We start from the raw sequence: 24,847 nt of genomic DNA, 5'->3' as shown, positions 1-24,847 counted from the left end.
AAACGGCACGGTATCTGAGGGAACCGGAATACTTTTTTGTTTCTCACGGGATCGTTCAATCATCCCGTGAATACGGACAGCTGAACAATCGTTCAGGCTGCGGATATCATGCCTTGGTTTTCCGTTTCTTCCCCGCGTTCTTACCGGCCCGAACGAGCTCCGCAAGCGACGCCCCGGGGTACTTCTTCAGGTACGCGGCAACGTCCGGCTGGTGCACGAGCCTGCACCGTGCGCAGTTCCAGACACGGCTTCCATTCGATCCCTTTGCCCACTGGCCAAGGCTCTCGTCCTTGCAGGGATAGAACGGGCAGTAGCAGAAATCGCAGGACTGCCCTTTGAAATGGCAGGGGTAGTACGGGCACTTCACCGGCGACCACTCGATCCAGTGCTCGCCCTTCATACGGCTGAAGATGAAGAATGCCGGCCGTCCGGCATCGACGCCCGCGTCGTTCCGGGTCAGGGCTGCCGGGATCCCGTGCAGCACGGCCTCGCGGACCCGTTTTCCTGCATCGCTCAGGCGCCCGGCGGAATCGTGCCTCTCCTCCCCTTCGCATGCAGCTATGATCGTGTCGGCCGGCGTGCCGGTCATCGGGAGGCCGAGTTTTGACAGGGCTTCGGCCTTTGCCTCGGCTGCCACCATGATCGTCTCGAGCAGTGCCCCGTCGCTCATGCCCTCGCTGCCCGTCACGATAATGCTGACGCTCCCGGCCCTGCCGGGCTCCTCGCGGCGGATCCCGGCCGTGACAAAGACCGTGATAAAATCGTACTGAAGAACGCAGGCCTGCCCCGCGGGGATGGTGGTCAGGAGCCCGAAGAAATCGCTGCCGACACCGGCACCGGCCGCCGCTGCCTCCAGTTCCTTTGCTGCATCGTACGCGTCGCTGTCCGGCCGGAGCGCGTGATTCAGGAGCGTGGAGACAGAACGGATGCCGCCGTTGATTCCGGTGCTTGCAGCGCGGAACTGTCCGCGGATGAAAAGAGTATCGGATTCTGTATAATATCTCATGCAACCGAGTAGCGCATGCGATCCTTGAGTTCCTGCTGCTTGCCGGCGTTCCAGCCGGATACGTCCTGCAGGTACCCGGTCACGCGGCTGACCTGCACGACATCGTGCGAGCCGCATTCGGGGCAGACGGCCGCACCGCAGAGCGGGCAGTACTCGATGCCCGAGATGATCTCGTGGTTGCAGTGGCAGTGGTCGAGCGGGCACATGACCTCAAGGTGCGTCTCGCCGCAGTTCGGACAGGGACTCTCATCGACAATCAGGTGGCACGTGTGGCACTTGTACTTGCGCTCGTTCTCCGGAATATCATCCAGAGTTTTGTATTTATTTGCTATTTTCTTTTGATCCGCTGTCCAATCCATACTATAACATTGCACAGGTCATTAATAAATATTTAGAACCAGCAGGTTCGATGTACTGCGATTTCATGGACAATAAAACGTGCATATGCGGATCTGGTCGCAATAAGCCCGCCATTTAAATACATCCCGTGTATCGGCGGGAATTTCTGGCCCCAATCGGCGGGAGGCGCCTGAAACTGCCCCCCTGAAAACCCGTTCCGTACCGGCTCCCGTTTCCTGAATGCTGACGTGAAAAACCCCGGATGCCCGGCCACCGGATTTCCGGGATTACCGGCCGCGGATTGTTGCGAACGATTCCGCGGCTGCTTTCGGGTTCTCCGCATCATAGATCGCGCGGCCAACGATAATCCCGTCCACGATCTTCGCCACAGCTGCCGCGTCCCCTCCCTGTGCCCCGACACCGGGTGAGAGGATCTTACGGCTGCCGACAATCTTCCGCAGCGCAGTTACCCGGTCAGGCCGGGTTGCCGGCGCGATGATCCCGTCCGCACCGCACGCCATCGTGAGTTCCGCGATCTTCTCCGCGGTCCCGCCATGAAAGAACGTGGTCGCCCCCGGGTGGCTCATCTCTGCGACCACGAAGCAGGAGCCTCCGTAATCGGCTGCAACGTCCACGCAGGCCTGCACGGCATCCTGCCCGGTAAACCCGTGGCAGATGATGGAGGAGAATCCCGCGTCAAAAACCTGCTCCGCGATCAGCCTGTTCGTGTTTGGGATGTCGGCGACCTTGAAGTCCGCGATGAGCGGGAGATCGAATTCTTCAAGTTCCCCGGCAAAGGAAAGGCCGCAGGAGAGGATCAGCGGGTAGCCGAGCTTGACGGCGTCGAGATGCGGGGCGCAGGCCTTGACAATCTTCTTCGCCTGCCGCTTCTCGGTCACGTCCAGTGCGAGGATCAGCTCAGCCATGGTGGAGCCGCTCCGTGACTGCCGCTGCCAGCAGGGGAAGGGTGATCGTGGCGTCGCCGTACACGGTCACGGCCTGCGCATCCTCCGTGATCTTGCCCCACGACCTGGCCTCGTCCAGCGTTGCCCCCGAGAGCCCGCCGAGATCCGGGCGGTCGCCGGTGAGCTGGATCGCGTACGTGAACCCGTTGGGGGTCATCAGCATGCTCTGGAGGATGAAGTTCTTCGGGACCCCGCCGCCCACGAGCATGGCCCCGGCCTTCCTTGCCGTGAAGCACCGGTCCATCAGTGCCGGCATGTCAGCGAACGCATCAACCGTAACCTTGTTTGTCTGGGAGAAGAGCCAGTACTGGAGCCCGATCATCGAGTCCTGCACAGCGGGGTTGTACACGGGGATCTTCTTTCGTGCAGCCGTGTGGAGGATGCCGGATTTCGTGTTCTTCCCGATGTGTTCGAGCAGGCCCGAGATCGAGATCGTTGAGCCGGGTTCGAGCTGGCCGAACACACCCTGCATGAACTCCTCGAAGTGCTCGAAGGCCTCGTTGGGGAGATAGACATCGTAGATCCGGTTGATCTCATCGTGCCGGAGCTCGATGTCATCGCAGAAGGCCGTTCCGTGGAAGTGCCTGCACCCGATCGCCTCGATGATGTCGTGTGTCAGGTTCGCGCCGGTCGAGACAAGGACGTCGATATGGCCGGCCTTGATCAGGTCGGACACGATCCCGCCCATACCGGCCGGGACCATTGCCCCGGCAAGTCCGAAGAACTTCGTGGCTTCTTTGTCGCGGAGCATCTGCTCCCAGATATCCGCGGCCCGGGCGAGCGAACCGCCGTTGTAGGCCCCGGCCTTCCCCATCGCTTCAACGAGTTCGTTCACCGTCATCTCCGGCTTCACATGGAGCTGGGTGACCGGCATCTCGCAAGGTTGTGTCATGGTTTCCCCGCAAATGTTGGTGGGATATTGGTCTTCAAGACAGATAACTGTGTTTTCCGGCCGTGTACTGCCATCCTGTGATACCGCGGTATACCCCCGTGTGGTGCTGCAGGGCCTGATATGATGACACCGGCCCGGACTCACCACAATTATCGCCTTCCGGATCAATTCTTATCCGGATGCCGGCACCGATTGGATCCGATACAAACGCGGTACCCCCCCTCACCCCCCGCGGCAGTTCCCTCTTATCCGGGCTTGAGTCCGCACGGGACCGTATCGCCCGCCGGCTGGCCGGGGATCATCATATGATCCCCGATCCCGACCTGAATTATGCCATCGTTTCGTCCATCCTCCAGGCACTCTTCGTAAAAACCGGTGAAGAATGCGGTTTTATCGAACCGGGAACGGTTGCCGCCCTTGCAGCATGTGATGGGATCGCGGGACGGATGGCCCGTGCAGTTTCGGATGCCGGGGCGGATCCGGCAGTATTCTTTGAGAGGGGGCCCGATAATCAGCGAACGGTTCCGGCGGTTCCCGATGAACCGCTTCGCCGTCTCCTTGCATGGCTCGATGAACCGGACTTTCCCGTGCCCGTTACCCGGCTCCCGCTGGAGGAATGTGCCGGCGTTCTCGATCTATTCCTGGGCATGAGAGTGGAAGCTGCAGAAGGCGGCCGTGTGAAACGTTCCGGGAAGTCGGCGCTGCTCTATACCGGTTCGGTCGATGTCCCTCCCTGGCATCTCATCGAACACGTCGTGAAAGAGACAGCCGGCCCGGCACGCGGGAACACAGATGGCGGGAGCGCGAAGGACTACCGGGTCCTTGACCCGGCGTGCGGTGCCGGGCTCTTCCTGCTCGCTGCCTTCCGGTTCATTGCCCGCAGCAGGACACGGAACCCCAGCCCCGATCAGGCCGCCGGTTCTGTTTTTGGAACCGATCTTGATCCGGAATCCGTCAGCGCAGCACGGTTCATCCTGTTGCTGGCCTTCATCGAAGAATACCGGCGTTCCGGCCACGGCACCCCCTCTTCCGGCGCGATACGCGATGCCGCTTTCATCACCAGCCGTTGTGTCAGGTGCGGGAACGCCCTCATTGCTCCCGATTATTTCTCCGGAAAGCCGGTCTATCCCTTCAACGCGGAGGAGCGCCGGCGGGTAAATCCGTTCGACTGGGAGAAGGGATTTCCTGAAATCATTGCAGCCGGCGGGTTCGATGGTGTCATCGGCTCGCCCCCGCCCTACCGGCCGTTTGCCGTGCAGGCCCGCGAGGAGTACTTCCAGACGCACTACAGTGTGTATGCCTCCTCAGCCGGCCTGTACGGGTACTTCATTGAACGGGCCCTTCACCTCCTCCAGCCGGGAGGAACGCTCGGGGTTCTTGTGCCGGAAACGTTCCTGAGATCCCGGCCTGCCCGCCCGCTCCGGCGCCTCCTCCTCACCCGCAGGATCATGGAGATCAGCGCGACCGGGCATTCCCGGCTCCTGCCGGAAGGCAATGTTCCGCTTGTATATCTCCGGCTGCAGAACAGTCCGCCTGCCGGCCCCTTTACCGTCTCAACGGGGGGAAGCGGCAACGGGCCTGCGCAGGATTCGTCCGGCGTACGCAGGTTCACGCTCGACCAGCGCCAGTTTGGCGACGGCGGGTGGAAACTCGAGGACACCCGGGCGGAGGATCTGCTGGAAAAGATCGTTGCTGCCGGCACTCCGCTTGACCAGTACGTTCTCGGGCAGATCGACGCTGGAACGCACCGGCTCCGGGACAATCCCCTGGTGGTCGATACGGCAACAAGGGACCGCCTGACAGAAGGAGCCTGGTGGTGCCGGCGGTTCTTTGTCCCGCTGCTGAGCCCCGCAGAGATCCGGCGCTGGTTGCCGGCAAAACCGGATCGTTTTTATATCCCGCTCCATGATCCGCGTCATCTCCTGAGATGCCGCAGGCTGGCAGAATACCTTGGAACGGCTGCAGAAGAAACAGGCTGGGATCATGGTGAAGACGCGGAAGAAAACACCGGAGTGTCTTTTGGGCAGCCGGCGTCCGGCCAGGGTCGCGAGCCCCCGATCCCGAAGATTATTTTCTCTGCATACCAGAGGCGCCCGGCATTCTGTTATGATGCCAAAGGATCGTACGCGATGACGAACGCGCTGGTTGCGATCCACCGCAACGATCGGTACCTTCTCGCGCTCCTGAACTCGGCGCTGGGCCGGTTCATCATCACGCGGACGTGCCCGCTCACGGACCGCGGGTATCATGTTATCCCCCCGGCGCTCGGAAAATTTCCGGTTGTCACGCCGGACTTCGACAAACTCCGGGATAAAACCCGGCACAACAAACTGGTCTCGCTCGTCACGGACATTCTCGAGCTGAACCGGTACCTCGCGAAGGCAACAACCGAGCAGGAGCGCCGGCTCGTGCAGCAGGAGATTGATGCAACGGACGTGCGGATCGATGCTTTGGTTTATGAGATGTACGGGCTGACTCCGGAAGAGATCGCGGTAGTGGAAGGAAGCTCACGCTAATGGAATCCGGAAATTTCCATTTTTCATTTTTTGCCAATTTTCATTTCTGCTAAAAATTTTATTCTCCAAAAATCTTCCCAGTATGTGAGAGCGAGGGCTATGAAACAAAAGATCCAAAAATCCGGCAGAACCAAAAAGAATTCCGGTGTCAGCGAGCCGGCGGCCGGATACCTTCCCGACACCGGGCCGGTTGTCAGCATAGACTCAACCGGCCGGATGGTCCTTCCCAAGAAAATCCGTGACCATTACGGTGCAACCCGGTTCATGGTGAGGGAGACGGAAGGGCACATCGAGCTGATCCCGGTCCCGCCGCTCAGTTCCCTCCTTGGTATCCTTCCTGGCTTAGATCTTGAAGCACTGTACCGCGACCATGACCGGGAAGTCGATGAGGAGGATGCGGATGACCGGTCCCGGAATTCTGGTTGATACCTTTACGTGGATTGAGATCTTCCAGAACAGCCCGTGGGGGCGCAAGGCGCTTGTATGTATTGAAGAGAATTCCCCGGTTGCCGTTTCCGTGCTGACGCTGTACGAACTCCGGTACCGCATCAGCGATTTTTTCAGCAGAGAAAAAATTGATTCGCTGATAGGAATTGTCGTGAATCATGCCGAAGTGATCCCGGTCGATACTGATATTGCAATCCTCGCTGGCGCGATCAAAGCCGACAGGAAAAAAAACGGCAGCGGCATGGGCGCCATGGACTGCATGATCCTTGCAACGGCCCGGCTGTATAGCCTGAAAATCCTGAGCGGCGACAGGCATTTTGCCGGCCTTGAGGAATGCCTGGAAATTACCGAGGGTCGTCAGTGAGGGATGAGAAGAGCCGCGGGCTCTTTGAATTCCTCAATAGCTGTCGGATGTGTGAATTAAGAAGAGCGTTCAGGGATTCTGCGATCTGGTGAGCGATTTCGGGCAAGAACCAGGAGAAGAGCCGCAGGCTCTTCGACGTAAAAATCTGACCCTCTCGAAGATACCTTCGGTATCTTCTCACGGCTGCCGATTCTCCGACGGAGAATCGTCACCCTCCGGAAAAACCGTCATATCCTGCACCGGAGGCAGGATCGTGAGGATCCCGGGCTTGAAGGAGCGGGGGTCGGAAAGCGGGTGTCAGCGGCCTTCTATTTTAACAGGTCTGAATCTGTTTAAAACGGAAATTTCATGAAAATAATTGCTTAAAAGAAGAATTTTTCCGGCGGTTGACACCCGGGACTCATGGTCCGATCCGGCCTTCGTCCTTTTGGCAAACGGAGGCCGTACGGGGCTTATTTCCGGGACTTTTTTCCAGGTCCTCCTGCTATCGACGGAAAAGAGCACTCTTACGACGTAAAAACTCCGACCCTCCGGAAAAACCGTCATATCCTGCACCGGAGGCAGGATCGTGAGGATCCCGGGCTTGAAGGAGCGGGGGTCGGAAAGCGGGTGTCAGCGGCCTTCTATTTTAACAGGTCTGAATCTGTTTAAAACGGAAATTTCATGAAAATAATTGCTTAAAAGAAGAATTGTTCAGGCGGTTGACACCCGGGACTCATGGTCCGATCCGGCCTTCGTCCTTTTGGCAAACGGAGGCCGTACGGGGCTTATTTCCGGGACTCTTTTTCCCGGCCACCTCCTGGAGCGGGAGGAAGGGAATCCGGCTCGTAAGGATAGACCGGCCTGTCCCGGTCGATCATCGTTGTCTCAAGGAAATTCTCACCAAAGAGCCGGAACCGGTTGAATGCCCGGCTCCAGCTGTACCGCACCCACACTTCGCGGGGGAGGTACGCGGGCAGCGGGAGTTTTCTGAGAATCTCAAAAGCATCCCGGAAAAAATCCCGGGGGAGATCGTACACGCCCGGTGCATTCCGGCAGGTTTCCACCCGGAGTGCAATCATATCGCTGCCCCGGTACGCGAACGCGTCGAACGGGATTGCCGGATCCGGGTTGGGCACCCAGATGTAGCCCTGGCGCTCCGCGAATTTTTTTGCATCGCCCAGCGCTACCATTGGTCTTCGTCCTTTCATCGTTCTCTCGCTCTCTGCGATATTCCCCGGAACAATTTCCGCGGAAATATTTCGTATAATCAATGAACCGGAAGATGATACGCTTTCTTGTATGAACTCTCACCATCCGCCACAGGAGCGACCCCCTGCCAAAAAAGAAAAACTTCGTCTTACCGGAGCCCGATCATGTAGCCATACCGGGAGTAGACCTCCTTCACGAGATCGCCGGCCTTCGGGTTGCCCCAGTCATGCATCCATTCCGATACCAGTGACTCAACCGTGATCGGTATGACCCCGGCCTGCAGCATCCGCTGAATGCCGAACCGGTGGGCCGCGATCGTGGAGTCGCCCGCTGCATCCATCAGCCCGTAAACTTCGTAGCCGTCACGGAGCGCGTGCAGGGCCGTGTAGCAGAAGCACATGCTCGTCCAGAGCCCGGAGATCACCAGTTTCTTCCGGTTCGCCGTTCTGAATGCGCCGTAGGTCTTCCCGTCCTCAAATGCATCGAAGCTTGGCACCGGCCGTGCAAACACTTCCTGGCCGGGGAACAGCCGGGTCACATCCTCGATGAAGTTCCCGTTGTGCTGCGGGTTGATGGTCGAGAGTACGACCGGCACGTTCAGGATTGACGCAGCCTTTGCAGCGCAATACGCAGCGTTCCGGATGATCGTCTTGTCACCTGAGCCGACACCGGAGAACATCGTGGGCTGGTAATCCACGAGCACCAGTGCACTGTTCCTGTCGTTTAACAGGTCCAGTTTTCCATCGGTTTGTTTTGGCATGTTTTATTCTCCGTCTTATTTCTCAACAACAATGGTTCCCGTCATGGACGGGTGAATCGAACAATGATACGGGTACGTCCCCGGCCGGTTGAAGGTGAACGAGTACGACCGGCCCGTTGAGAGCGTATCGGAAGAGAATGTTTCCGGTGATCCCGTATCGGAGACAATGGCGTGTGGCGCACTGTCCTGGTTCGTCCACATGACCACCGTGCCGGCTTTCACGGTCAGCGCCGGCGGATCGAACGCAAAATTCTGTATCGTGATCGCATTCCCGCTCCCGGCCGGTGGTTGCGGCAAGGCCGGTGTTGCCGGGCCCTTGCCGGACGAACAACCGGCCACCATGCAGGCCGCGATCAGGAGCAGGATTCCTGCCACCGTGTATGCACGGTGCAGGCCGGGTTCTCTGGTTTCTTGATTCTGCATTTTTTCCCTCCATGAAAATTTTTTTCTCACCCTGTCGCGAAGATCCAGTTCAGGCCCCCGATGAATGCAAGGAACCCGAAGATTGCAAGGACGGCATAACTCCGGGCAGTAAAGGGATTTTTCCTGCTGAATCCCAGGAATGAATTCGCATTGATAAGGTGGAATGCAAAACCAAGGGCCAGCAGGGGAACGACCAGCGCCGGTTGCACCGCAAGCACTGTGATGACGGTATAGAATGCGAGTTCCAGCACAAATGCAGCCTTCGGGTAGTTCCAGAGCCCGAGGCCGGCTTTCATGTCCTTCCCAAAGCCGAGCACCGGCAGATCCTGCAGGTGCGTCACCACGTCCAGCAGCCAGTGGGAGGCCGAGGCAGCGACAAACAGGATCCCGGCAGCAGGGCTCATGAAGTACGCGATAAAAAGTCCCGGGACCGCCGCAATCAGGGACCCGGTGACGAGCGAGTGGGAGTACGGGTACGAGGTGAACCGGATCGCGTTCTGGAGCGGGCTGTCGGGATTGACGGCCACGGTCTCCATCCCTGTCAGTACCAGGACCGGCCAGAGGAGGTCAGGAAAGCTGACCCCGCAAAGGATGACCAGCGGCGGGACGGCCGGGAAGAGCACGATGAGGAGATACGCAACTGCGAAGTGCCCGATAAACACAGGTATTTACCCCCGGGATCGCGCCTGGTCACTCCGTCACCGCGATTATCTGCACAGGACAGAGATCCGCAGCCTCCTTCACGCAGTCTTCCAGATCATCCGGAACGGATCCTTCGGATCTGGATCCATCGTTCCGGTATTTTCCGATAATGCGGCTGAAGTGATCATCCGGATCCTCCTCAAAGAATTCCGGGCAGGTGTCCCAGCAGGTCCCGCAGCTTGTGCAGTTCTGCCGGTCGATACTGGCGTTCATTGATGCTCCCCGGTCGTCACGGCCTCCGGTGGATTATAACGGTACTGGTAAATGATCTGCCGCATGTCGCGGAGGTTCATCTTCTCGATGATCAGCTGGTTTTCCTTGAGTTTCCGCAGGGCGTACCGCACGGTCCTCGGGTTGCAGTGCGTTTTCCTCACGATATCGCCGTGCGTCATCGCGCCCTCCTTCCCGAGCGCTTTGAGCACGGCCCTTGATGATGGCGGTAATGGTGTCATTCTCATTCATTCCTCCGGAATTTTTTTCACCTGCTGTCCGGAGATATACGGCGCAAGGACCGTGAAACCACAGGGCAGTTCCGGTCGTCCATACGAACCCGGCTTCTGTCATGGATCACTCCCTTGTGCGGGAAGCTTTTCCGGCGTTTTCACCTGCTTCCCGCCTGCATGGAAGTGAACAACGGAAGGGTATAGCCCCTTTGCCAAAAGTCAGGGAATGAAACAAAATCTGAAACATTCCCTTCCGGGAAGGATAAGATTCCATGGCGGTACGGACGTTCTGTCCGGATTATGATCTAGTCACAGCCCCGGAGGCTGCACGGTGCCGGTCCGGCAGATCCTGTGCCCTCATCAGCATGAAAAGTGATTCGATGCCTGCGATCTCGTACCTCAGAATCTCTTCGGGAAGATACTCCCTGAGCTTCATAACGAACCGGTGCGGGAATTCGCTGTCCTGCCCGTTTTTTGTTCCGGACCACCGTTTCAGGCAGACCCGGAGTTCCCCGAGATCTTCTGCTGTGAGCCTGTCGATGAGAATTGTGCGGTACTTGTGTATCAGATACCACCTGAGATCGTCCTTCGCGTCCCGTTCTTCCATCAGGTTCCAAGGTATTGCGATGCCGGATCCCTCGGATTGTCCGAAGGATCTTTCGCCGGCCAGGGGATCCGGAACGGTCCGGACAGGAATGGATATCGTCTCTGCTGTCATGCTCGTGATCACCCCGATTCCTGAATACGGTTAATCGCACCGCGGGTGGTTCAGGTAATGCCGGACATAATCCGCGCAGGGACAGTCCGGGTCCGTGCAGGAATGACATCCCTGTGCAGGACATGCGCTGCCGTACCGGAAGAAGGCTGCCGGGGAATTGTGTACCGGGGTGTATTTCCAGCGGCAGAGATTGCTCCGGATCCGGTCAAGGTCCTCTCCGGCCATGAAGACCGCATCCTGGTTATCAGGAACGTGAATACGTCTCACCCCCTTTCGTGATTGTCTGGAAGAATAATAGGATTGTCTGCGAAATCCGGATTTTGAAACGAACCCTGAAACAATGGCAATACGAAACCCGTGACAGTGCCGGTTACCCTCCGGTCACTGGTTTTTCAAGAACAATCTCCAGTACACCGGATGTCACTTTTTTCCGGAAAAGGCGTAATTCCCCGGGTATCCGGATTATTTTCTTATCAACTGAACCGTCACGTATGATGGACAGGGTAAGCGCGGTCTTTTCAAGATCGATCCGAATCTGTTCCTCTGTCGTGTCGGGAAGATCGACGCAGATGTGGCATTCCCTTCCATGGTACGAGATATGGACCGGCGGATCGAACGTACTGTTTTCTTCGGGTCGGCCGGCTGTCACGGGAGATCCCTTCTTCCCGGCAGATTTTTTCCTGCAGTATCTGCCGGTTCAGGTGGTGTTCCCACAGAGAATCCCGAAGTCATGATGATACCGGCGGTTTCCTGGTATGTTGTGTGCGTTTTTTGCAAAATCTCCTGATCCCTGTACTCCTGTCGCAGGAAGATGTCAAAGGTTGCTGAGTGACTGGTCATTTCGCTCATGGCCTTTCCCAAAGTGCGGGGTAGTTCCTCCCGCCATGTTTCCTTCTCACGCGGCTTCAATATAGATTGCCGGACGTTTCACGAATTGTTTCATATTTTTGCATGTGGTTCCGTACCCTGATCGCGCTGTGTACCCGCAGGTATACCAGTACGGCCGGACAGTTATGTTAAAAAAAGTCTATTTTCTGTCAGGCGGGAAGAGAGGGGCAGTTCCTTCCCCGAGAATATGCCGGAAGACGAACTTGAACTCATCCAGCCGGTTCCGGATATACTTTTTCCCAATCTCTGTTGGTGAGTACAGTTTCGATTTCCCGGATATTTTCATGGCAAGATATCCCTTCTGTTCGAGATCGTAGAGATATGCGTAGACCCTTGCCTGGGGGATGAGGACATTATACCGGCTGTGGATCTCGTGGACGATATCGTATCCGGAGACGGGCTTGTCGAGAAGCGAGAGCACTACCGGTTCAAGGGATTTTTTCACCACGTCATCGATGGTTGCCTGAGGGACAGCGGCCACCGGTTCGGAGGGGAAAGCACGGTGGGCGAACGAGAGGGTGGTCTCCTTCCCCGTCGAGATGATGGTCCTGCCAATGCCATCGGAGAGCTGCCGGATCCTGTCGTGGTCGATATCGGCCATGTTCACGGCGATGATACCGGATACGGCCGCCCCGTGCTCTTTCCTGGCAAGGACGAGGTTTTTTACGGCAAGGATGTCGGCAAACTCGTCCGTTTCAGAGAAATCCAGGAGGATCCGGAGGTTTCCAGCTGCGGGATCCTGCGGAAGCGATGTCATACAGGTGTCAAGGATTTCCGGCAGGAGACAGACCTCCCCGGTCTTGATCCGGCGCATGAAAAGCTGCCTGCTCTGAAGTTCTTTGAGGAAATATTTCTGAAGGACCGACCGGTGGTAGGCAAAGAAATTCCGCCCGCCTTTTTTCAGCCCGGCCTCGATGGCGAACCTGAATATCGGCTCCCGGAGAGCGGGATCGGCATACAGGTAGAGGACGATATCTGAAAAAATATCCTTCAGCAGGATCGTTTTGACGTCCGGCAGGTTGATATAATCCGCCCCTCCGCTCCCGTCCCCGTTGTCCTGTGGACGACCCCCCGCTCCGGATGGTGCCGGGGCAGATTTCCGGAGTTCGCGCTCGGCGGTTTTCCGGAAGAGGGCAACCTCAATCCCTGCCTTGATCTCCAGCTCGTTGAACGGCTTGACGATATACCCGTAGGGCCCGACCTGTTTTGCCTTCTCGATGATGGTATCGTCTGCATAGGACGTGACGAAAACAACCGGGATATCCATCTCGCCTGCAATCACCTTTGCCGCATCAATGCCGTTCAGCTTTCCGGGCATCACGATATCCATCAGCACGAGATCGGGCGCGAGCCTTCGCGCCTTCTCGATGGCATCTTCTCCCGATGCTGCCATCCCGGCAACAGTGTATCCCATCGCGTGCAGGCGTTCTTCGAGCTGCATTGAGATGATCGCTTCATCGTCAACAACAAGGATCTTTGACATGGTTATCTGCCTCCGGCAGGGAGCGGGAATTCGACCGCCACTACCGTACCGTTATCGTTCCGGATCTCGATCGATCCGTTCAGCTGCTGGACAAGACTCCGGATGAGCTTGAGCCCGAGGCTCGTTGTCCTGTCGGGATCCACGCTCTCCGGGATTCCGGATCCGTCATCCCGCACGACGATACGTACCCGCCCCCCGGTGTGTGTTGCCGAGATATCCAGCGCGCCCTGATCCCTCCCCCGGAATGCGTGCTTGAATGCATTCGAGAGGATCTCGTTCACGATAAGGGCGCAGGGAATCGCCTGGTCGACCGGCAGGAAGATATCCTCTGCATGGATCGTGGCTGCAATCTCTGCGCCCGACCTCCCGTAGATGCTCGACAGATCCGTCACCTGGTCCTTGATCTGGCCCGACATGTTGATCCGGTCGAACTGCCTGCTCTCGTACAGCCGGGTATGGATCTGCGCCATGGTCTTGATCTTCATCATCATGTCGGTCAGGATACCGCTGGTCGTGCTGTCGGGCGTGCGCATCCGTGTCATGTCAAGAAGACCGGAGATGATCTGAAGGTTGTTCTTGACCCGGTGATGGATCTCCCGTATCAGGGTCTCCTTCTCCTGCAGGGATGCAATGAGTTTTTCTTCGGCATGCCGGCGGTCGGTGACGTCACGGTAACTGAGCACCCGCCCGATGATGGTCCGGTCCATCTTCTGGGGTTTTGAATAGCGTTCAAAGATCCTGCCGTCAGTAAGTTCCAGCATGTCGTATGTCTCGCGGTCAGCATGACGGGATGAACCGTCATCGCCCGCTGAGAAGAGACCGGGGTTTTTCACCCGGGTCATCAGGAAGGCTGCGACTTTTTTGTCCTCGCCGCTCTGCAGCAGTTCCTCCGGGATCTTCCACATGGAAGCGAAGTTCTGGTTGTACCGGATAATCTTCCCGGCACAGTCTGCGGCGTAGATCCCGTCTGCAGTCGATTCGATGGCGGCATGCAGCTCTGATACGGTTTTTTTGACAAGGGATTCTGCCTGCATACGGTTGGCGATCTCTTTCTTGAGCTGCGCGTTGGCCTGCACAATCTCTGCGGTACGTTCCTCAACGCGTTTCTCAAGAAGGGCGTGCGCCCTGCGCAGGGCATCCTCTGCTTTCTTTCGTCCGGTGATGTCCCGGGCCGCGGCAAAGACCCCGGTATTCTTCCCCGCGGGATCCCGATACACGGCCGCGTTGTAGAGGACCGGTGTCACGTGCCCATCCTTATGCCGGATCCCGAGTTCATAATCCGTAACAGCGCCCTCGCGGAATACCTTTTCATACCCGGCTTTTGCTTTTTCCGGTTCGGTAAAATAATCGGAGAAGTCGGTCCCGACCAGTTCTTCACGGGAGAACCCGGTGACGCGGATCGTTGCCTCGTTGACGTCGCTGATGGTCCCGTCCGGGCTGATGGTAACCAGCGGGTCGAGGCTTGCCTCGATCAGGCTGCGGTTGTATGCATTCGCTTTTTCCGTTGCTGCTTCTGCCTTCTTCTGCTCGGTAATATCGATCCCCATCTCGAGGACCATGAACGATCCATCCGTGTCAGTGAAAGGAAAGTCGTAGATATCGTAGTCCCGGCCGTTCGGGCCGGTCCAGAACCAGTGATGGGGGGAGCGGGTCTTCATGACCGTGTAGGTCTCGCACGTGTCGCAGGGTTCGCTGCGGTTGAAGAGGAACTCGTAGCACCGGCGGCCTGCCGGTACTGCAAACGTCTCCCGGAAATACCGGTTCGCAAACGGCATGCGATAATCCCTGTCGAGCAGGCAGATATAGACGGGGAGCGCCTCCAGGACATCGTACAGACGGCGGCGTTCGGTTCCGATGGATTCAACAGCTTTTTGCAGTTCGGCAGTCCGTTCCCTGATACGTGTTTCCAGTTCATCATAGGCTTTCCGCAGCCCGGCTTCGGCATTCCGGCGTTCGGTGATATCCTCGAACACGGTGTAGACCTGCCAGGGACGATCTTCGCCGGGCCGGAATAACGGAACAGCATCGATGCTGATCCACCGGTATGCTTTCTCGCGGGGATTGAACACGCCCATGATAACCCCGCGGACCTGCTTTCCCGTCTGCAGTGCCACCATGGAGGGATGGTCCCTGCCGGGAAAGAGCGACCCGTCCTCGTGAATCGTGTCGTGTTCCACGCTCACCGATGTCCCGCCCAGGAACTCCTCCGGGGTCTTTCCAAGGATCTGCTCGGCCGCGGGATTCATGGAGATTATCGTGCCGTCGGCATTCTGGTGGACAACTCCCTGGAGCATCGTCTCGGCCAGAAGCCGGTGGCGCTCTTCACTTTCCTTCAGCGCCTTCTCTGCCTGCTTGCGTCCGGTAATGTCGATGACAACATAGGCGAACCGGGGACAGCCATGGGGAGGTGTCCTGACACTGCTGACCGTGGCAAGGAGCCATGTTTCCTTATCTCCCCGCGTGTCCCTGTATTCGAATATCACCGGTTTTTTACTCTTCCGGCTTTCATAACAGCGGCTGACCCACAACCGGAGGATCTCGCGCGGTTCGCCCAGCTCGGAGCCGAGCTTGTTCTTCATCGCCTCCGGGGTCATGCCGAGCAGGGCAGCGGCTGCCGCGTTATCGGTGATATGACGCACGTCATCCTCCGCAACCACCTCCACGATACCCCGCATGAGACCGGCAGATTCGAAGAAACTGCGGAGGAGTTCGTCGCTCTCCGGAAGGGCCGCCGGCACTTTTTTTGTGACGGCAGTGTTGCGACGGGGAGCGCGTGGAACGGGGGCTGTACCCGGATGCCGGCGGCTGACGGCTCGCTTCTCCGGATTCACCGTACCTGTTTTTGGTTTTTTTCTGCCCGTTTTTTCCATCAGCCGGCACCCTGCATCAAATATCCCTGAGGAAAAATCCGTTGTCTGACTCAGATCCCCGGTATAATTTCAATAAATCAGGATAATTAAAACCTGTTTATTGATTTAAAAAGGGTGTCGGTATCTTCCATTTTCTGAAATGAACCCTGTCATGGATTCACGGACCTGGTGTTCCAGACACACCTGTTCAGCCAGAGCACACCGGGAAACGTCCGCTTATAGCTGCTGCAGCGCAGCATTGTACGCTGACCGTACCAGCTCCGGCGTCACCCGGCACTCGACCGCAGCCGCGATCGCCATCAGGATGAAGATCACGAGCCCGGCCTTCCACACCCGGCCGAGGATGAAAAGGCAGATGTCACCGGGATGGAGGGACTCTCTGTTCCCGTTCTCCTGCAGGTATCCTTTCAGGGCATCGATCGTGAGGAATGCAGATGTCCCGGCAAGGACGAACGCGAGCATCTCGATCCAGCCGTGGGGAAGGTACATGGTTGCGATCATTTTCCACGAGAGGAGCCGGTATGTCACGTACACTTTCGTGAACGAGTTATGACCGAGCGCCCACATCAGGATGCAGACAGTTCCCTGCATGAGCGGGATGATCGTATCAAGGAGATCGCGCCGGAACCACCACACCCAGACCCAGGAGAGCGGGACAATCAGGATGAAGAGGCCGACACCCGCGTTCAGGAACAAAAGTTTTGGGAAAAGCTTCTCCATCGCCGGCATGATCACATGGCTGTGGTAGTCGGCACGCAGCCTGAGTTCCGTGGCGTTGAGCGGCGGGAGGTGGTGATTGACGACCGCGGACTGGACAATGACAAAGAGGATGCCGAGGATGAGGAAGGCTGCCGCGATCAGGAAATACCGGAGAAAATGGTCGGGGAGCTTCATGCGTGCGGGAGCGGGGAACAGGGTCCCGGATACTGTACTCAGTATCGGTGACCGGATATCTTATATCCCCCCGTTGCGGCCCGGAAAAAACTTACATATACGAGCCGGTTATTGTATATCGCAATCCGGATCATGCGGTTCCGGGATCGCCCGCTACGGGCAACGTACCGGAGGCCCGGGGACTGGTCATCCGGCCGGGAAGCATCAGGAGCAATGATGATCGAACTGCCGTTTTTATCCCTTGACCTGCTGCGGTCCATGGTCCAGAACTTCACGATTATTGCGACCCTTGTCCTCCTCTACAACTTCATCCCCGACACCCTGATCTCGCGATCAAAACTTGCCTTTTCGATCTGTGTCGGTTTCGTCTTCGGCCTTGCAGCCGCCATCAGCATGCCGGCACTCTGGCATACCGCGGATGCCGCGGTCATCGGGTTCAACCTTATCCTCGTTCCCCTTGCCGGGGTGGTCGGCGGTCCGGTCTCCTCGCTTGCCGTCGCAGTTGTCCTGCTGGCCGGTTGTTTTTCCTCGGCCGGGGGCATCTCCCTGCAGGATATCGTAACGGTGATGTGCGGGATCCTGCTCGGGGCGCTCTTCTATGCCGGAACATCGCTGAACAGGTTCCCGAAATCACCCTTCATCCAGTTCCTGCTTCTCGGTACCGGTGTTGCTGTCATCGAAGCGTATGCAACGGTCTTCTCCTTTGCAGTCGTCCGCCCGCCCGGTCCGGTCCCTGTCATGCCGGCACTCATATCCGTACTTCCGTTTGTCGTGGCGAGCTGCATCATCACCATCATCCTCGGGTACATCATCGGGTTCATCGACCGGAGAAAGGCTGCGGAAAAGGAGCTCCGTGAGTACAGGGCCCATCTCGAAGACCTCGTGAAAGAGCGGACCGCCGAGCTCCGGCAGGCGAATGCACTCCAGAAAGCAACCATCGAGTCAACGGCTGATGCGATTCTCGTTGTTGACCGGCAGGGCCTTATCCGGGCATACAACCAGAAAGCATCCCGGATCCTCGGCCTGCCGGCACACCTGCCGAAGGAAGGGGAGGTTGCCGGGGAATTCCCCCAAATCCTGGCGTCCCGCATCGAAGACCCGGCAACGGTCTTTTCGCTCATCGCAGCATTGCCGGAATCGGCTGAACAGGTCGTTACCCCGGACCTCCGGTTCACGAACCGGAAGATCTATGAACTCTATGTCCAGGCGCAGATGATCGGCAACCGTTCTGCCGGGAGGGTCTGGAGCCTGCATGATATCACCGCCCAGCGGCATGCAGAGGAGGCGATCAGGGCGGTCAACAGCAAGCTCGTCCTCCTCTCCGGGATCACCAGACACGACATCCTCAACCAGATAACCGCGCTTTCTGCATACCTCGATCTGGTCAGGGAAAGGATTGCCGACCCGCCAGGGTCAGGCCACCTTGAGACCATGGGGAAGATCCTCGAGGTCATACGCCTCCAGCTGGAATTCACGCGGGACTACCAGGATCTCGGCGTCAGGGAGCCGGTCTGGCAGAATATTGGCACGGTATTTTCACGTGCCGCGGAGTCGTTTGCTGAAAAAAAGATCGCGTTCCGGTATGACACGGGAACTGCGGAAATCTATGCGGATCCTCTCATCGAACGGGTGTTCTATAACCTGATCGACAACTCGATCCGGCATGGCGGACATGTAACGGAAATCCGGCTCTCTGCCGAAAAAGCAGACCCGGACCTGCTGCTCGTGTATGAAGACAATGGTACTGGCGTTGTGCCGGAAGAGAAGGAGAAGATCTTCCTCAAGGGTTTCGGGAAACACACCGGCCTTGGCATGTTCCTGGCAAAGGAGATACTCTCGATTACCGGCATAACCATCCGGGAGAACGGCATTCACGGGCAGGGAGTCCGGTTCAGTATCCGCGTGCCGTCCGGCAGGTTCCGGACCCCATGAACCGCGTGTCGTGCCTTAAAACCCCGGACATGCCTTCATGCCGGGGTTTCATGGTTCTGTATCCGGCACGGAAACAGGGTCACCGCAATCACCTGCCGTATGAGGGAAGCGACCGGGGAAAAACGACCGGGCTGGCGGGGCATCATCCACGGGCATGCCATGGTTCTTCCTGTGGCGTGGAGGTATCGCGGTACGCTCCTCTCGGAACCGTCATCTCGAACCGGGCGCCCGCAAACGGCGTGCCGGTCTCCTTTATCGTGATGCCGGTGAGGGACAGGATCTCCCGTGCAAGGAACATCCCGAGGCCGGTATTCTTGCCAAATCCCCGCTCGAAGATTCGCTCCTTTTCATCCGGTTCGATCCCGATGCCGTTGTCTTCCCACACGATAACCAGGTTTTCACCGTCAGGATGGCACGACACGGAAACCTCCGTCACGCGCTGCCCGTGCCGTACCGAATTGTCGAGGAGATTGAAGAAGACCTTGACGATGAGCGGATCGGCAAACACTTCCATGCCGGCAGGGAGATCGTTTCGTAAGACAACCTGCCCGGGAAGGATCCCTTTTGCTGCCTCGTCCACAATGGTGGCAAGGGTCTGCCAGACCGGGGCATGAACACCGATCTTCTCGTACTCCTTCGTGAATGCGATCATCGTGGAAATCTGCCTGCTCGCACCAGTGATATGGGAGAAATGGGTTTCGAGAGCAGGATCGGTGACTTTCTTGCGCAGCAGCCCGACATACCCGTTCAGGGCCATCAGCTGGTTGCTGATATCGTGACGCGTGATGCCCGTCAGCAGGTGGAGTTTCCTGTGAGCCTGCCGGATGGCCTCCTCCGCCTGTTTGCTGACGGTGATATCCTGGTTTGCACCATGGATGCTGATCCCGCGCCCTGTGAGGTTGGATGTTGCCCCGACGCGGACGATAATGAACCGGACCTCGCCATCGCGGCGGATGATCCGGTGTTCCATCCGGAATTCCATGCCCGGGCTTGCCGATGCAGGACCCTGCTCGAGCACGGCAGAAACGGCATCGCGGTCATCCGGGTGGACAAACTCCCGGACGTATCTTTCGGGCGTCATCCGGTACCCGCCCTCCCGTTCGGCAGTTGTGTGGTACAGGGCATAGAACCGGTCGTTGAAGATGAACTGGCCGGTGGCGATGTCGAATTCCCAGTCAACGATGTTTGCAAGGTCCATGGCCCTGGCAAGCATGCGCCGGCTCTCCTCAAGTTCTTCCTCGGTCTGTTTTCGTTCCGTGATGTCCTGGTTCGCACCGTGGGTTTTGATTGTCCGGCCGCTGCTGTCCTTCGTGACTGCGATCCGTACGGAAATATACCTGATCGCGCCGTCCCGGCGGATGATCCGGTGTCCCACGTGCGACTGATAGTTGGGATCGGTGGTTTCGAGCGCCTTTTTCACCTCGGCGGCAACCATCCAGCGATCATCCGGATGAACGAACTCTTTTGCATACGTCCCCGAGGACATCTGCGTACCTCCTTCGCGTTCTGCGGTGGTCCCGTACAGGGCATAAAACCGGTCATTGAATGTGAACATGTCCGTGGCAACATCGTATTCCCAGTTCGCCAGGTGTGCAAGATCCATGGCAACGGCAAGCTGCTGCCGGCTGAGGAGAAGGTCCCGCTCGATCCGGCTTCGTTCGATCTCTGCAGCTGCCTTGACGGCAAGGATATCCATGATCTCCCGGATTGAAGGGGTGGACTGGAGGGGGCTGCGTGACAACGCACACAGGATCCCTATCACGTCCCCGCCGGAATTCCGGATCGATGTGCCGACATACCCCCGGATATTGAGATCGGCAAGGTCTTTTGCTGCCGGGAAAAACTGCCTCACATTATCCGGGTAGATACAGAATCCCTTGTCTGAAGCATTCTCGCAGGGTGTTCCCCGGAGCGTATAGGTAAAACCCTCCACCTCCTCCCCGTCAAGGAGCATAGCCAGGACCTGTACGGTCTCGTGATCCGGCTGGATCTCGCCGACCATGACGCAGTCTACCTGCAGCCATGAACTCACATTCCGGGTGATCTTTTTTAAGGAGTCGTGGCCGGTCGTTCCCACCATGCTCCTGACCATGGCCTGGATGGCTGACTCTGCAGCGGTGTGCTGGGTGATATCCTGATCAACGCCGCAGTATCCGGTAAATGCCCCGGTCTCATCAAACACCGGCGTTGCGCTTGTGCTCAGTATGACCAAAGACCCGTTCTTGTGGCGGTTGACATTGATAAAATCCCTGAACGGCTCGTGACTTTCAAATCCGGCAGAGGCCTGTGCCTTCAGCTGTTCCCTGACCGTAGGATCGAAGAGATCGTAATAGTGCTTCTTTCCCACCAGTTCTTCCGGAAGGTAGCCGAGGATCTTCGTTACCGCCGGGCTGGAATACCGGTATATGCCGTCTGTATCCACTTCCCAGATCCACTCTCCGGCATTCTCGCTCACGGCAAGGGATCGCAGTTCGCTCCTCCGGAGATCGCGCTCGGCGTTTTTCTGATGCGTGACATCGGTTACAATCCCTTCCAGGGCCACGGCTTTTCCCCGGTCATCGGTGATGAGCACATTCCGTTGATTCACCCACCGGCTTTTCCCGGCTTTGTCGATTATCTGGTATTCGTAAAACGGCATGGCCCGGTTTTCCAGGAGAGCCTGCCACTGGTTCTGCAGGTATTCGTTCCATGCGGGATGGATCAGTTTCCTGATGAGACCGGGCTCCGCATAGAACTCTTCGGGCGTGTACCCTGTCAGGGCCACCGATGCGGGGCTGACGTACTCGTACCTGCCGTCAGGGAGTGACATCCGGTAAATCATGTCCGGTGCGTTCTTTGCAAGCCGCTGCAGCTGCGCCTCGGTTTCCCGGCACGCATCCTCGGCATGTTTACGATCGGTGATGTCCCGCAGAACACCGCTGATTCCCGCAGCAATATCCCCGCCCGTTTTGATGAGGGTTCCGTTATCCTCAAACCAGATCGGGATACCCCGCGGATTCTTAAACCTGAAGATCGTGCGTGTCGACTGTCCCGTAGAGACGGTTGTCCTGATATCCTGCCATATCCGGGGAAGATCTTCGTCAAGGATAAATTCCGATATATTGTGAAAGATCAGGTCCTCCGGGCGGTAACCGTACCGGGATACCTGGGGACTGATATAGGTGATGGTCCCCTCCAGGTCGATGGAGTAGACGATATCGATCGAATTTTCTGTGAGCAGCCGGTATTTTTCCTCGCTCTCCCGCAGGGCTTCCTCGGCAGTCTTCCTCGCGGTCACATCATCAGAATAGATGATAATTCCGCCGATACTGTTGTCGGCAGCATACCACGGCCGCACCTCCCATGAGAGCCACTGGACGGAGCCATCCTGCCGGACGAATTTCTCCTCATCACCGGACAGGACCTCCCCGGCAAGGGCGCGGCGGTGAACAGCCTTCAGGTCTTCCGAAATCTCGGGGAAGATCTCGTAATGGGAACGGCCGATGATATCCCGGTCTCCGAGATGATAGTCTGCCATCCACCGGCGGCTTGCCGCGATATACCGCATCTCCCGGTCGAACATGGCTATGGCCGGGGGTGCGAGCCGGATAAACTGCCGGAGGCGTTCCTCGCTCGTGCGCAATGCCTCTTCGATATTCCTGAGGTCAGTGATGAGCCGTGCCTGCTGCACGTTCTGGTACGCAGAAGTGGAAAGCTGGTTTGCGAGGAGATAAAGAGACTGCGCCACGGACCGGAAGCGCTCGTCAGACATGACCGGCACTTCATAAAATGCCTTCATGAACTCTTCTTCGTCAGCGCCGATCTCCCGTGCATAGTTCCGCAGGGTTTCCTCGCTCTGGGCAGCGTTCCTGACCTGGCCGATAAGCCAGTTTGCGATGTGCCGGCCCCCGATAACGATGTTGGCTCCGGCGCCCCAGAGGCCCGCGCTGTAACAGGTATGCACGTACGGCCCCCCGGTCCTGTGAAGGCCTCCGAGGATGGAATCGGACCGGAAACAGCGATCCCGTCCTGCAGGTGTCCTGCGCACGATCTCGCTGCAGAGCCGGCAGAAGTTGCTTGGTTTTGTGATTGGCGTCCCGTCGGGGCGGGTGAGGAGCATTCCTACACCGGTGGCCCGGGCAAACTCGTCCTGAAGGCGCTGGATCTCGCTGAGATCGAAAAGATCCTCAAATTCTACACTCGTGTCGCCGAGCGGCCGTGTCAGGGCGATGATTCGTTTTTCAAGGGCTTCTTCCGCACGTTTTCTTGCGGAGATGTCCCGGAAATACCATATCCTCCCGTAATATTTCCCTCCGGTGCCCGTCACCGGGGCTGAAAAGCGTTCCAGAACCCTGCCGTCCTTCAGCAGAAGTTCCTCAAAGCTCTTCTCCTCCCTGTGCTCGTACAGGTATCTGACCCTTGAATAGAAGGTATCAGGATCGGCAAGCTGGTTCAGGACGAACTGCAGCACCAGCTCATCAATCCGCTGGTGAACGAGATCCTCCGGCACTCTCCAGAGTGCAACAAACTGCCGGTTATAATTGATGATCCTGCCGTTTTCGTCTACGATCAGGATCGCGTCAAGGGATGTCTCCTGTTGTGCAGTGAGAAGGGCGTTATCGAACGCGATCCGTTCCTCCTGCAGCTTTTTATCCGTGATGTCCTCGAACACGGCAACCATGGATCCGGGTGCCGTCCGGAACGCAATGACCGAATACACGCCGCGGATCTCATTCCCGTCATAGACGACCTGTTCTTTCTGCCAGATCCCGCCATTCTCGGCAACAGCCCTGTACTGCTCAGGAATATCCGTTTTGGTCAGGAGAGGGAACGCGCGCTCGATCGGCTGTCCGACAAAACGGCTGTGATCAACGCCAAGGATGCGATCCGCACCCGGATTTGCTCCCGTGAAGATCAGCGACCGGTCCGGTTTCAGTTCATAGAAATGCATACCGAGCGGCGAGTTTTCAACAATGCTCCGGAACCGCATCTCGTTCTCGCGTACCTGTCGCTCGCTCTTTGCCAGCTCGTCATACTGCTGCCGGAGTTCCTCGTCGGCAGCTGCGACCTGCTCGCAGGAGGCCAGGAGTTCAAGGTGTTTTCTCTCCAGATCGGTTTCCAGGCGCTTGTTTTCGGAAACGTCACGGATGGATTCTATCGCGCCGGTGATCTCCCCGGCCTGGTTATACAGGTGGCATGCCTTGGCAAACACGAGAATCTTTTTGCCTTTCGGGTGCGTATGATCGGTCTGTGCCGTCAGCGACGCGCCGGCGCGGTAGACATCGGTATAGTATTCCGCAATTTTTTCATCGGGTTTATCGATCAGATCGATGAGCATCGGGCGCCGCTCGCCATAAAAGGGGACAGCATACGCATAATCCCCTTTTCCCACCATTTCAGCGGCAGGGATTCCGGTCATCTCCTCGATCGCCCGGTTCCACGCGATGACCCTGCCGGCCCGGTCGATGGCAAAGGTGGCGTCGGGGAGGAAGTCTATGATGTCGGCAAGGCGCCGCTCCGAATCATGGAGCGAATATTCTGCCTGTTTCCTCCTCACCGACTGCCGGATCTTATGGGCCAGTTCCGCGAACTGGACTTCGGGATCCCCGCCTTTCTGGAGGTAGAAGTCGGCGCCGTTGTTGATCGCCTCGATCACGACTTCCTCGCGGCCCCGGCCGGTGAAGAGGATGAACGGGATGTCGCCGTACTGTTCCCGCACGACCTTGAGAAACGCGATCCCGTCCATGCCCGGCATCTGGTAATCGGAAACGATGGCATCGCAGGTCCGGATGCAATCGTCTTTGAGGGCGCCCTGTGCCGACAGTGCCGTCCCGACCCTGAATTCGCCCGTGTCTTCGAGGAAGAGCTTTGCTATTTCCAGCAGGGACTGCTCGTCATCGACATAGAGGACAGAGATCACCACATCTGCTCCGGCCCTGAGTTATCGGTGATTTACAGAAGTTCATCATGATACAAAAAGATTCCTCCCGAATCGGGAGAATAATACGCCTCCTATAAAAAATACCGCCGGAGAA

The 24,847-nt window shown here is 57.7% G+C and carries 21 protein-coding genes; 4 read left to right on the top strand and 17 right to left on the bottom strand.

Annotated features, from left to right (window positions below):
* Positions 1-106 precede the first annotated feature (106 nt).
* The 4 genes from A4E33_RS14455 to A4E33_RS14440 form a co-directional block, all read right to left on the bottom strand.
* Positions 107-1,006 carry a cysteine-rich small domain-containing protein gene (locus A4E33_RS14455; RefSeq protein ID WP_292349184.1) on the bottom strand — a complete coding sequence of 300 codons (900 nt, stop codon included), beginning with the start codon at positions 1,004-1,006 and terminating at the stop codon, positions 107-109.
* Complete coding sequence (nrdD, locus tag A4E33_RS14450) at positions 1,003-1,365, bottom strand: anaerobic ribonucleoside-triphosphate reductase (RefSeq protein WP_292349181.1); 363 nt, start codon at positions 1,363-1,365, stop codon at positions 1,003-1,005. The genes A4E33_RS14455 and nrdD overlap by 4 nt, the downstream gene beginning before the upstream one ends.
* 267 nt (positions 1,366-1,632) lie before the next feature.
* Complete coding sequence (gene pyrF / locus A4E33_RS14445; RefSeq protein WP_292349180.1) at positions 1,633-2,271, bottom strand: orotidine-5'-phosphate decarboxylase; 639 nt, start codon at positions 2,269-2,271, stop codon at positions 1,633-1,635.
* The gene (locus A4E33_RS14440) at positions 2,264-3,202 is read right to left on the bottom strand and encodes a deoxyhypusine synthase (RefSeq protein WP_292349179.1); all 939 of its coding nucleotides are present in this window, start codon (positions 3,200-3,202) and stop codon (positions 2,264-2,266) included. Before A4E33_RS14440 ends, pyrF begins: the two co-directional genes overlap by 8 nt.
* Positions 3,203-3,381: 179 nt before the next feature.
* Here A4E33_RS14440 and A4E33_RS14435 point away from each other — a divergent pair, with 179 nt between their 5' ends.
* The 3 genes from A4E33_RS14435 to A4E33_RS14425 all read left to right on the top strand — a co-directional run bounded on the left by A4E33_RS14435 (position 3,382) and on the right by A4E33_RS14425 (position 6,529).
* Positions 3,382-5,718 (top strand): Eco57I restriction-modification methylase domain-containing protein, encoded by a 2,337-nt coding sequence (locus A4E33_RS14435; RefSeq protein WP_292349177.1) that lies wholly within the window; start codon positions 3,382-3,384, stop codon positions 5,716-5,718.
* Positions 5,719-5,817: 99 nt separating this feature from the next.
* A complete protein-coding gene (locus tag A4E33_RS14430; RefSeq protein WP_292349176.1) occupies positions 5,818-6,144 on the top strand; it encodes an AbrB/MazE/SpoVT family DNA-binding domain-containing protein in 327 nt (108 codons plus the stop codon).
* Positions 6,119-6,529 carry a type II toxin-antitoxin system VapC family toxin gene (locus tag A4E33_RS14425; RefSeq protein WP_292349174.1) on the top strand — a complete coding sequence of 137 codons (411 nt, stop codon included), beginning with the start codon at positions 6,119-6,121 and terminating at the stop codon, positions 6,527-6,529. Before A4E33_RS14430 ends, A4E33_RS14425 begins: the two co-directional genes overlap by 26 nt.
* 767 nt (positions 6,530-7,296) lie before the next feature.
* Here the strand turns inward: A4E33_RS14425 and A4E33_RS14420 are convergent.
* The 12 genes from A4E33_RS14420 to A4E33_RS14365 form a co-directional block, all read right to left on the bottom strand.
* Positions 7,297-7,701: a hypothetical protein gene (locus A4E33_RS14420; RefSeq protein WP_292349173.1), complete on the bottom strand. Its 405-nt coding sequence runs from the start codon at positions 7,699-7,701 to the stop codon at positions 7,297-7,299.
* A gap of 167 nt (positions 7,702-7,868) precedes the next feature.
* Positions 7,869-8,480: an isochorismatase family protein gene (locus tag A4E33_RS14415; RefSeq protein WP_292349171.1), complete on the bottom strand. Its 612-nt coding sequence runs from the start codon at positions 8,478-8,480 to the stop codon at positions 7,869-7,871.
* 15 nt (positions 8,481-8,495) lie between these two features.
* The gene (locus A4E33_RS14410; RefSeq protein ID WP_292349169.1) at positions 8,496-8,903 is read right to left on the bottom strand and encodes a cupredoxin family copper-binding protein; all 408 of its coding nucleotides are present in this window, start codon (positions 8,901-8,903) and stop codon (positions 8,496-8,498) included.
* A gap of 26 nt (positions 8,904-8,929) precedes the next feature.
* Positions 8,930-9,565: a hypothetical protein gene (locus A4E33_RS14405; RefSeq protein ID WP_292349167.1), complete on the bottom strand. Its 636-nt coding sequence runs from the start codon at positions 9,563-9,565 to the stop codon at positions 8,930-8,932.
* 28 nt (positions 9,566-9,593) lie between these two features.
* Complete coding sequence (locus tag A4E33_RS14400; protein ID WP_292349166.1) at positions 9,594-9,818, bottom strand: ferredoxin; 225 nt, start codon at positions 9,816-9,818, stop codon at positions 9,594-9,596.
* Positions 9,815-10,063, bottom strand: coding sequence for a winged helix-turn-helix transcriptional regulator (locus A4E33_RS14395; protein WP_394334375.1), 249 nt, complete (start codon positions 10,061-10,063; stop codon positions 9,815-9,817). Before A4E33_RS14395 ends, A4E33_RS14400 begins: the two co-directional genes overlap by 4 nt.
* Before the next feature lie 283 nt (positions 10,064-10,346).
* Entirely contained in the window at positions 10,347-10,766 is a 420-nt protein-coding gene (locus A4E33_RS14390) for a hypothetical protein (RefSeq protein WP_292349163.1), read from the bottom strand.
* Positions 10,767-10,796: 30 nt separating this feature from the next.
* Positions 10,797-11,033 carry a hypothetical protein gene (locus A4E33_RS14385; protein ID WP_292349161.1) on the bottom strand — a complete coding sequence of 79 codons (237 nt, stop codon included), beginning with the start codon at positions 11,031-11,033 and terminating at the stop codon, positions 10,797-10,799.
* 103 nt (positions 11,034-11,136) lie between these two features.
* Positions 11,137-11,415, bottom strand: coding sequence for a CS domain-containing protein (locus tag A4E33_RS14380; RefSeq protein ID WP_292349159.1), 279 nt, complete (start codon positions 11,413-11,415; stop codon positions 11,137-11,139).
* A 378-nt stretch (positions 11,416-11,793) separates the two neighbouring features.
* Positions 11,794-13,137 (bottom strand): response regulator, encoded by a 1,344-nt coding sequence (locus A4E33_RS14375; RefSeq protein WP_292349158.1) that lies wholly within the window; start codon positions 13,135-13,137, stop codon positions 11,794-11,796.
* 2 nt (positions 13,138-13,139) lie between these two features.
* Positions 13,140-16,007, bottom strand: coding sequence for a PAS domain S-box protein (locus tag A4E33_RS14370; RefSeq protein WP_292349156.1), 2,868 nt, complete (start codon positions 16,005-16,007; stop codon positions 13,140-13,142).
* Positions 16,008-16,223: 216 nt separating this feature from the next.
* Positions 16,224-16,901 carry a stage II sporulation protein M gene (locus A4E33_RS14365; RefSeq protein WP_292349155.1) on the bottom strand — a complete coding sequence of 226 codons (678 nt, stop codon included), beginning with the start codon at positions 16,899-16,901 and terminating at the stop codon, positions 16,224-16,226.
* Positions 16,902-17,033: 132 nt separating this feature from the next.
* Here A4E33_RS14365 and A4E33_RS14360 point away from each other — a divergent pair, with 132 nt between their 5' ends.
* Entirely contained in the window at positions 17,034-18,833 is a 1,800-nt protein-coding gene (locus A4E33_RS14360; RefSeq protein ID WP_292349153.1) for a sensor histidine kinase, read from the top strand.
* Positions 18,834-18,975: 142 nt separating this feature from the next.
* Here the strand turns inward: A4E33_RS14360 and A4E33_RS14355 are convergent, their stop codons facing one another.
* Entirely contained in the window at positions 18,976-24,735 is a 5,760-nt protein-coding gene (locus A4E33_RS14355; protein ID WP_292349151.1) for a PAS domain S-box protein, read from the bottom strand.
* Positions 24,736-24,847 lie beyond the last annotated feature (112 nt).

The sequence above is a fragment of the Methanoregula sp. PtaB.Bin085 genome (assembly GCF_002067035.1).
GTDB lineage: Archaea > Halobacteriota > Methanomicrobia > Methanomicrobiales > Methanospirillaceae > Methanoregula.
This window is presented reverse-complemented; position numbering and strand designations above follow the sequence as displayed.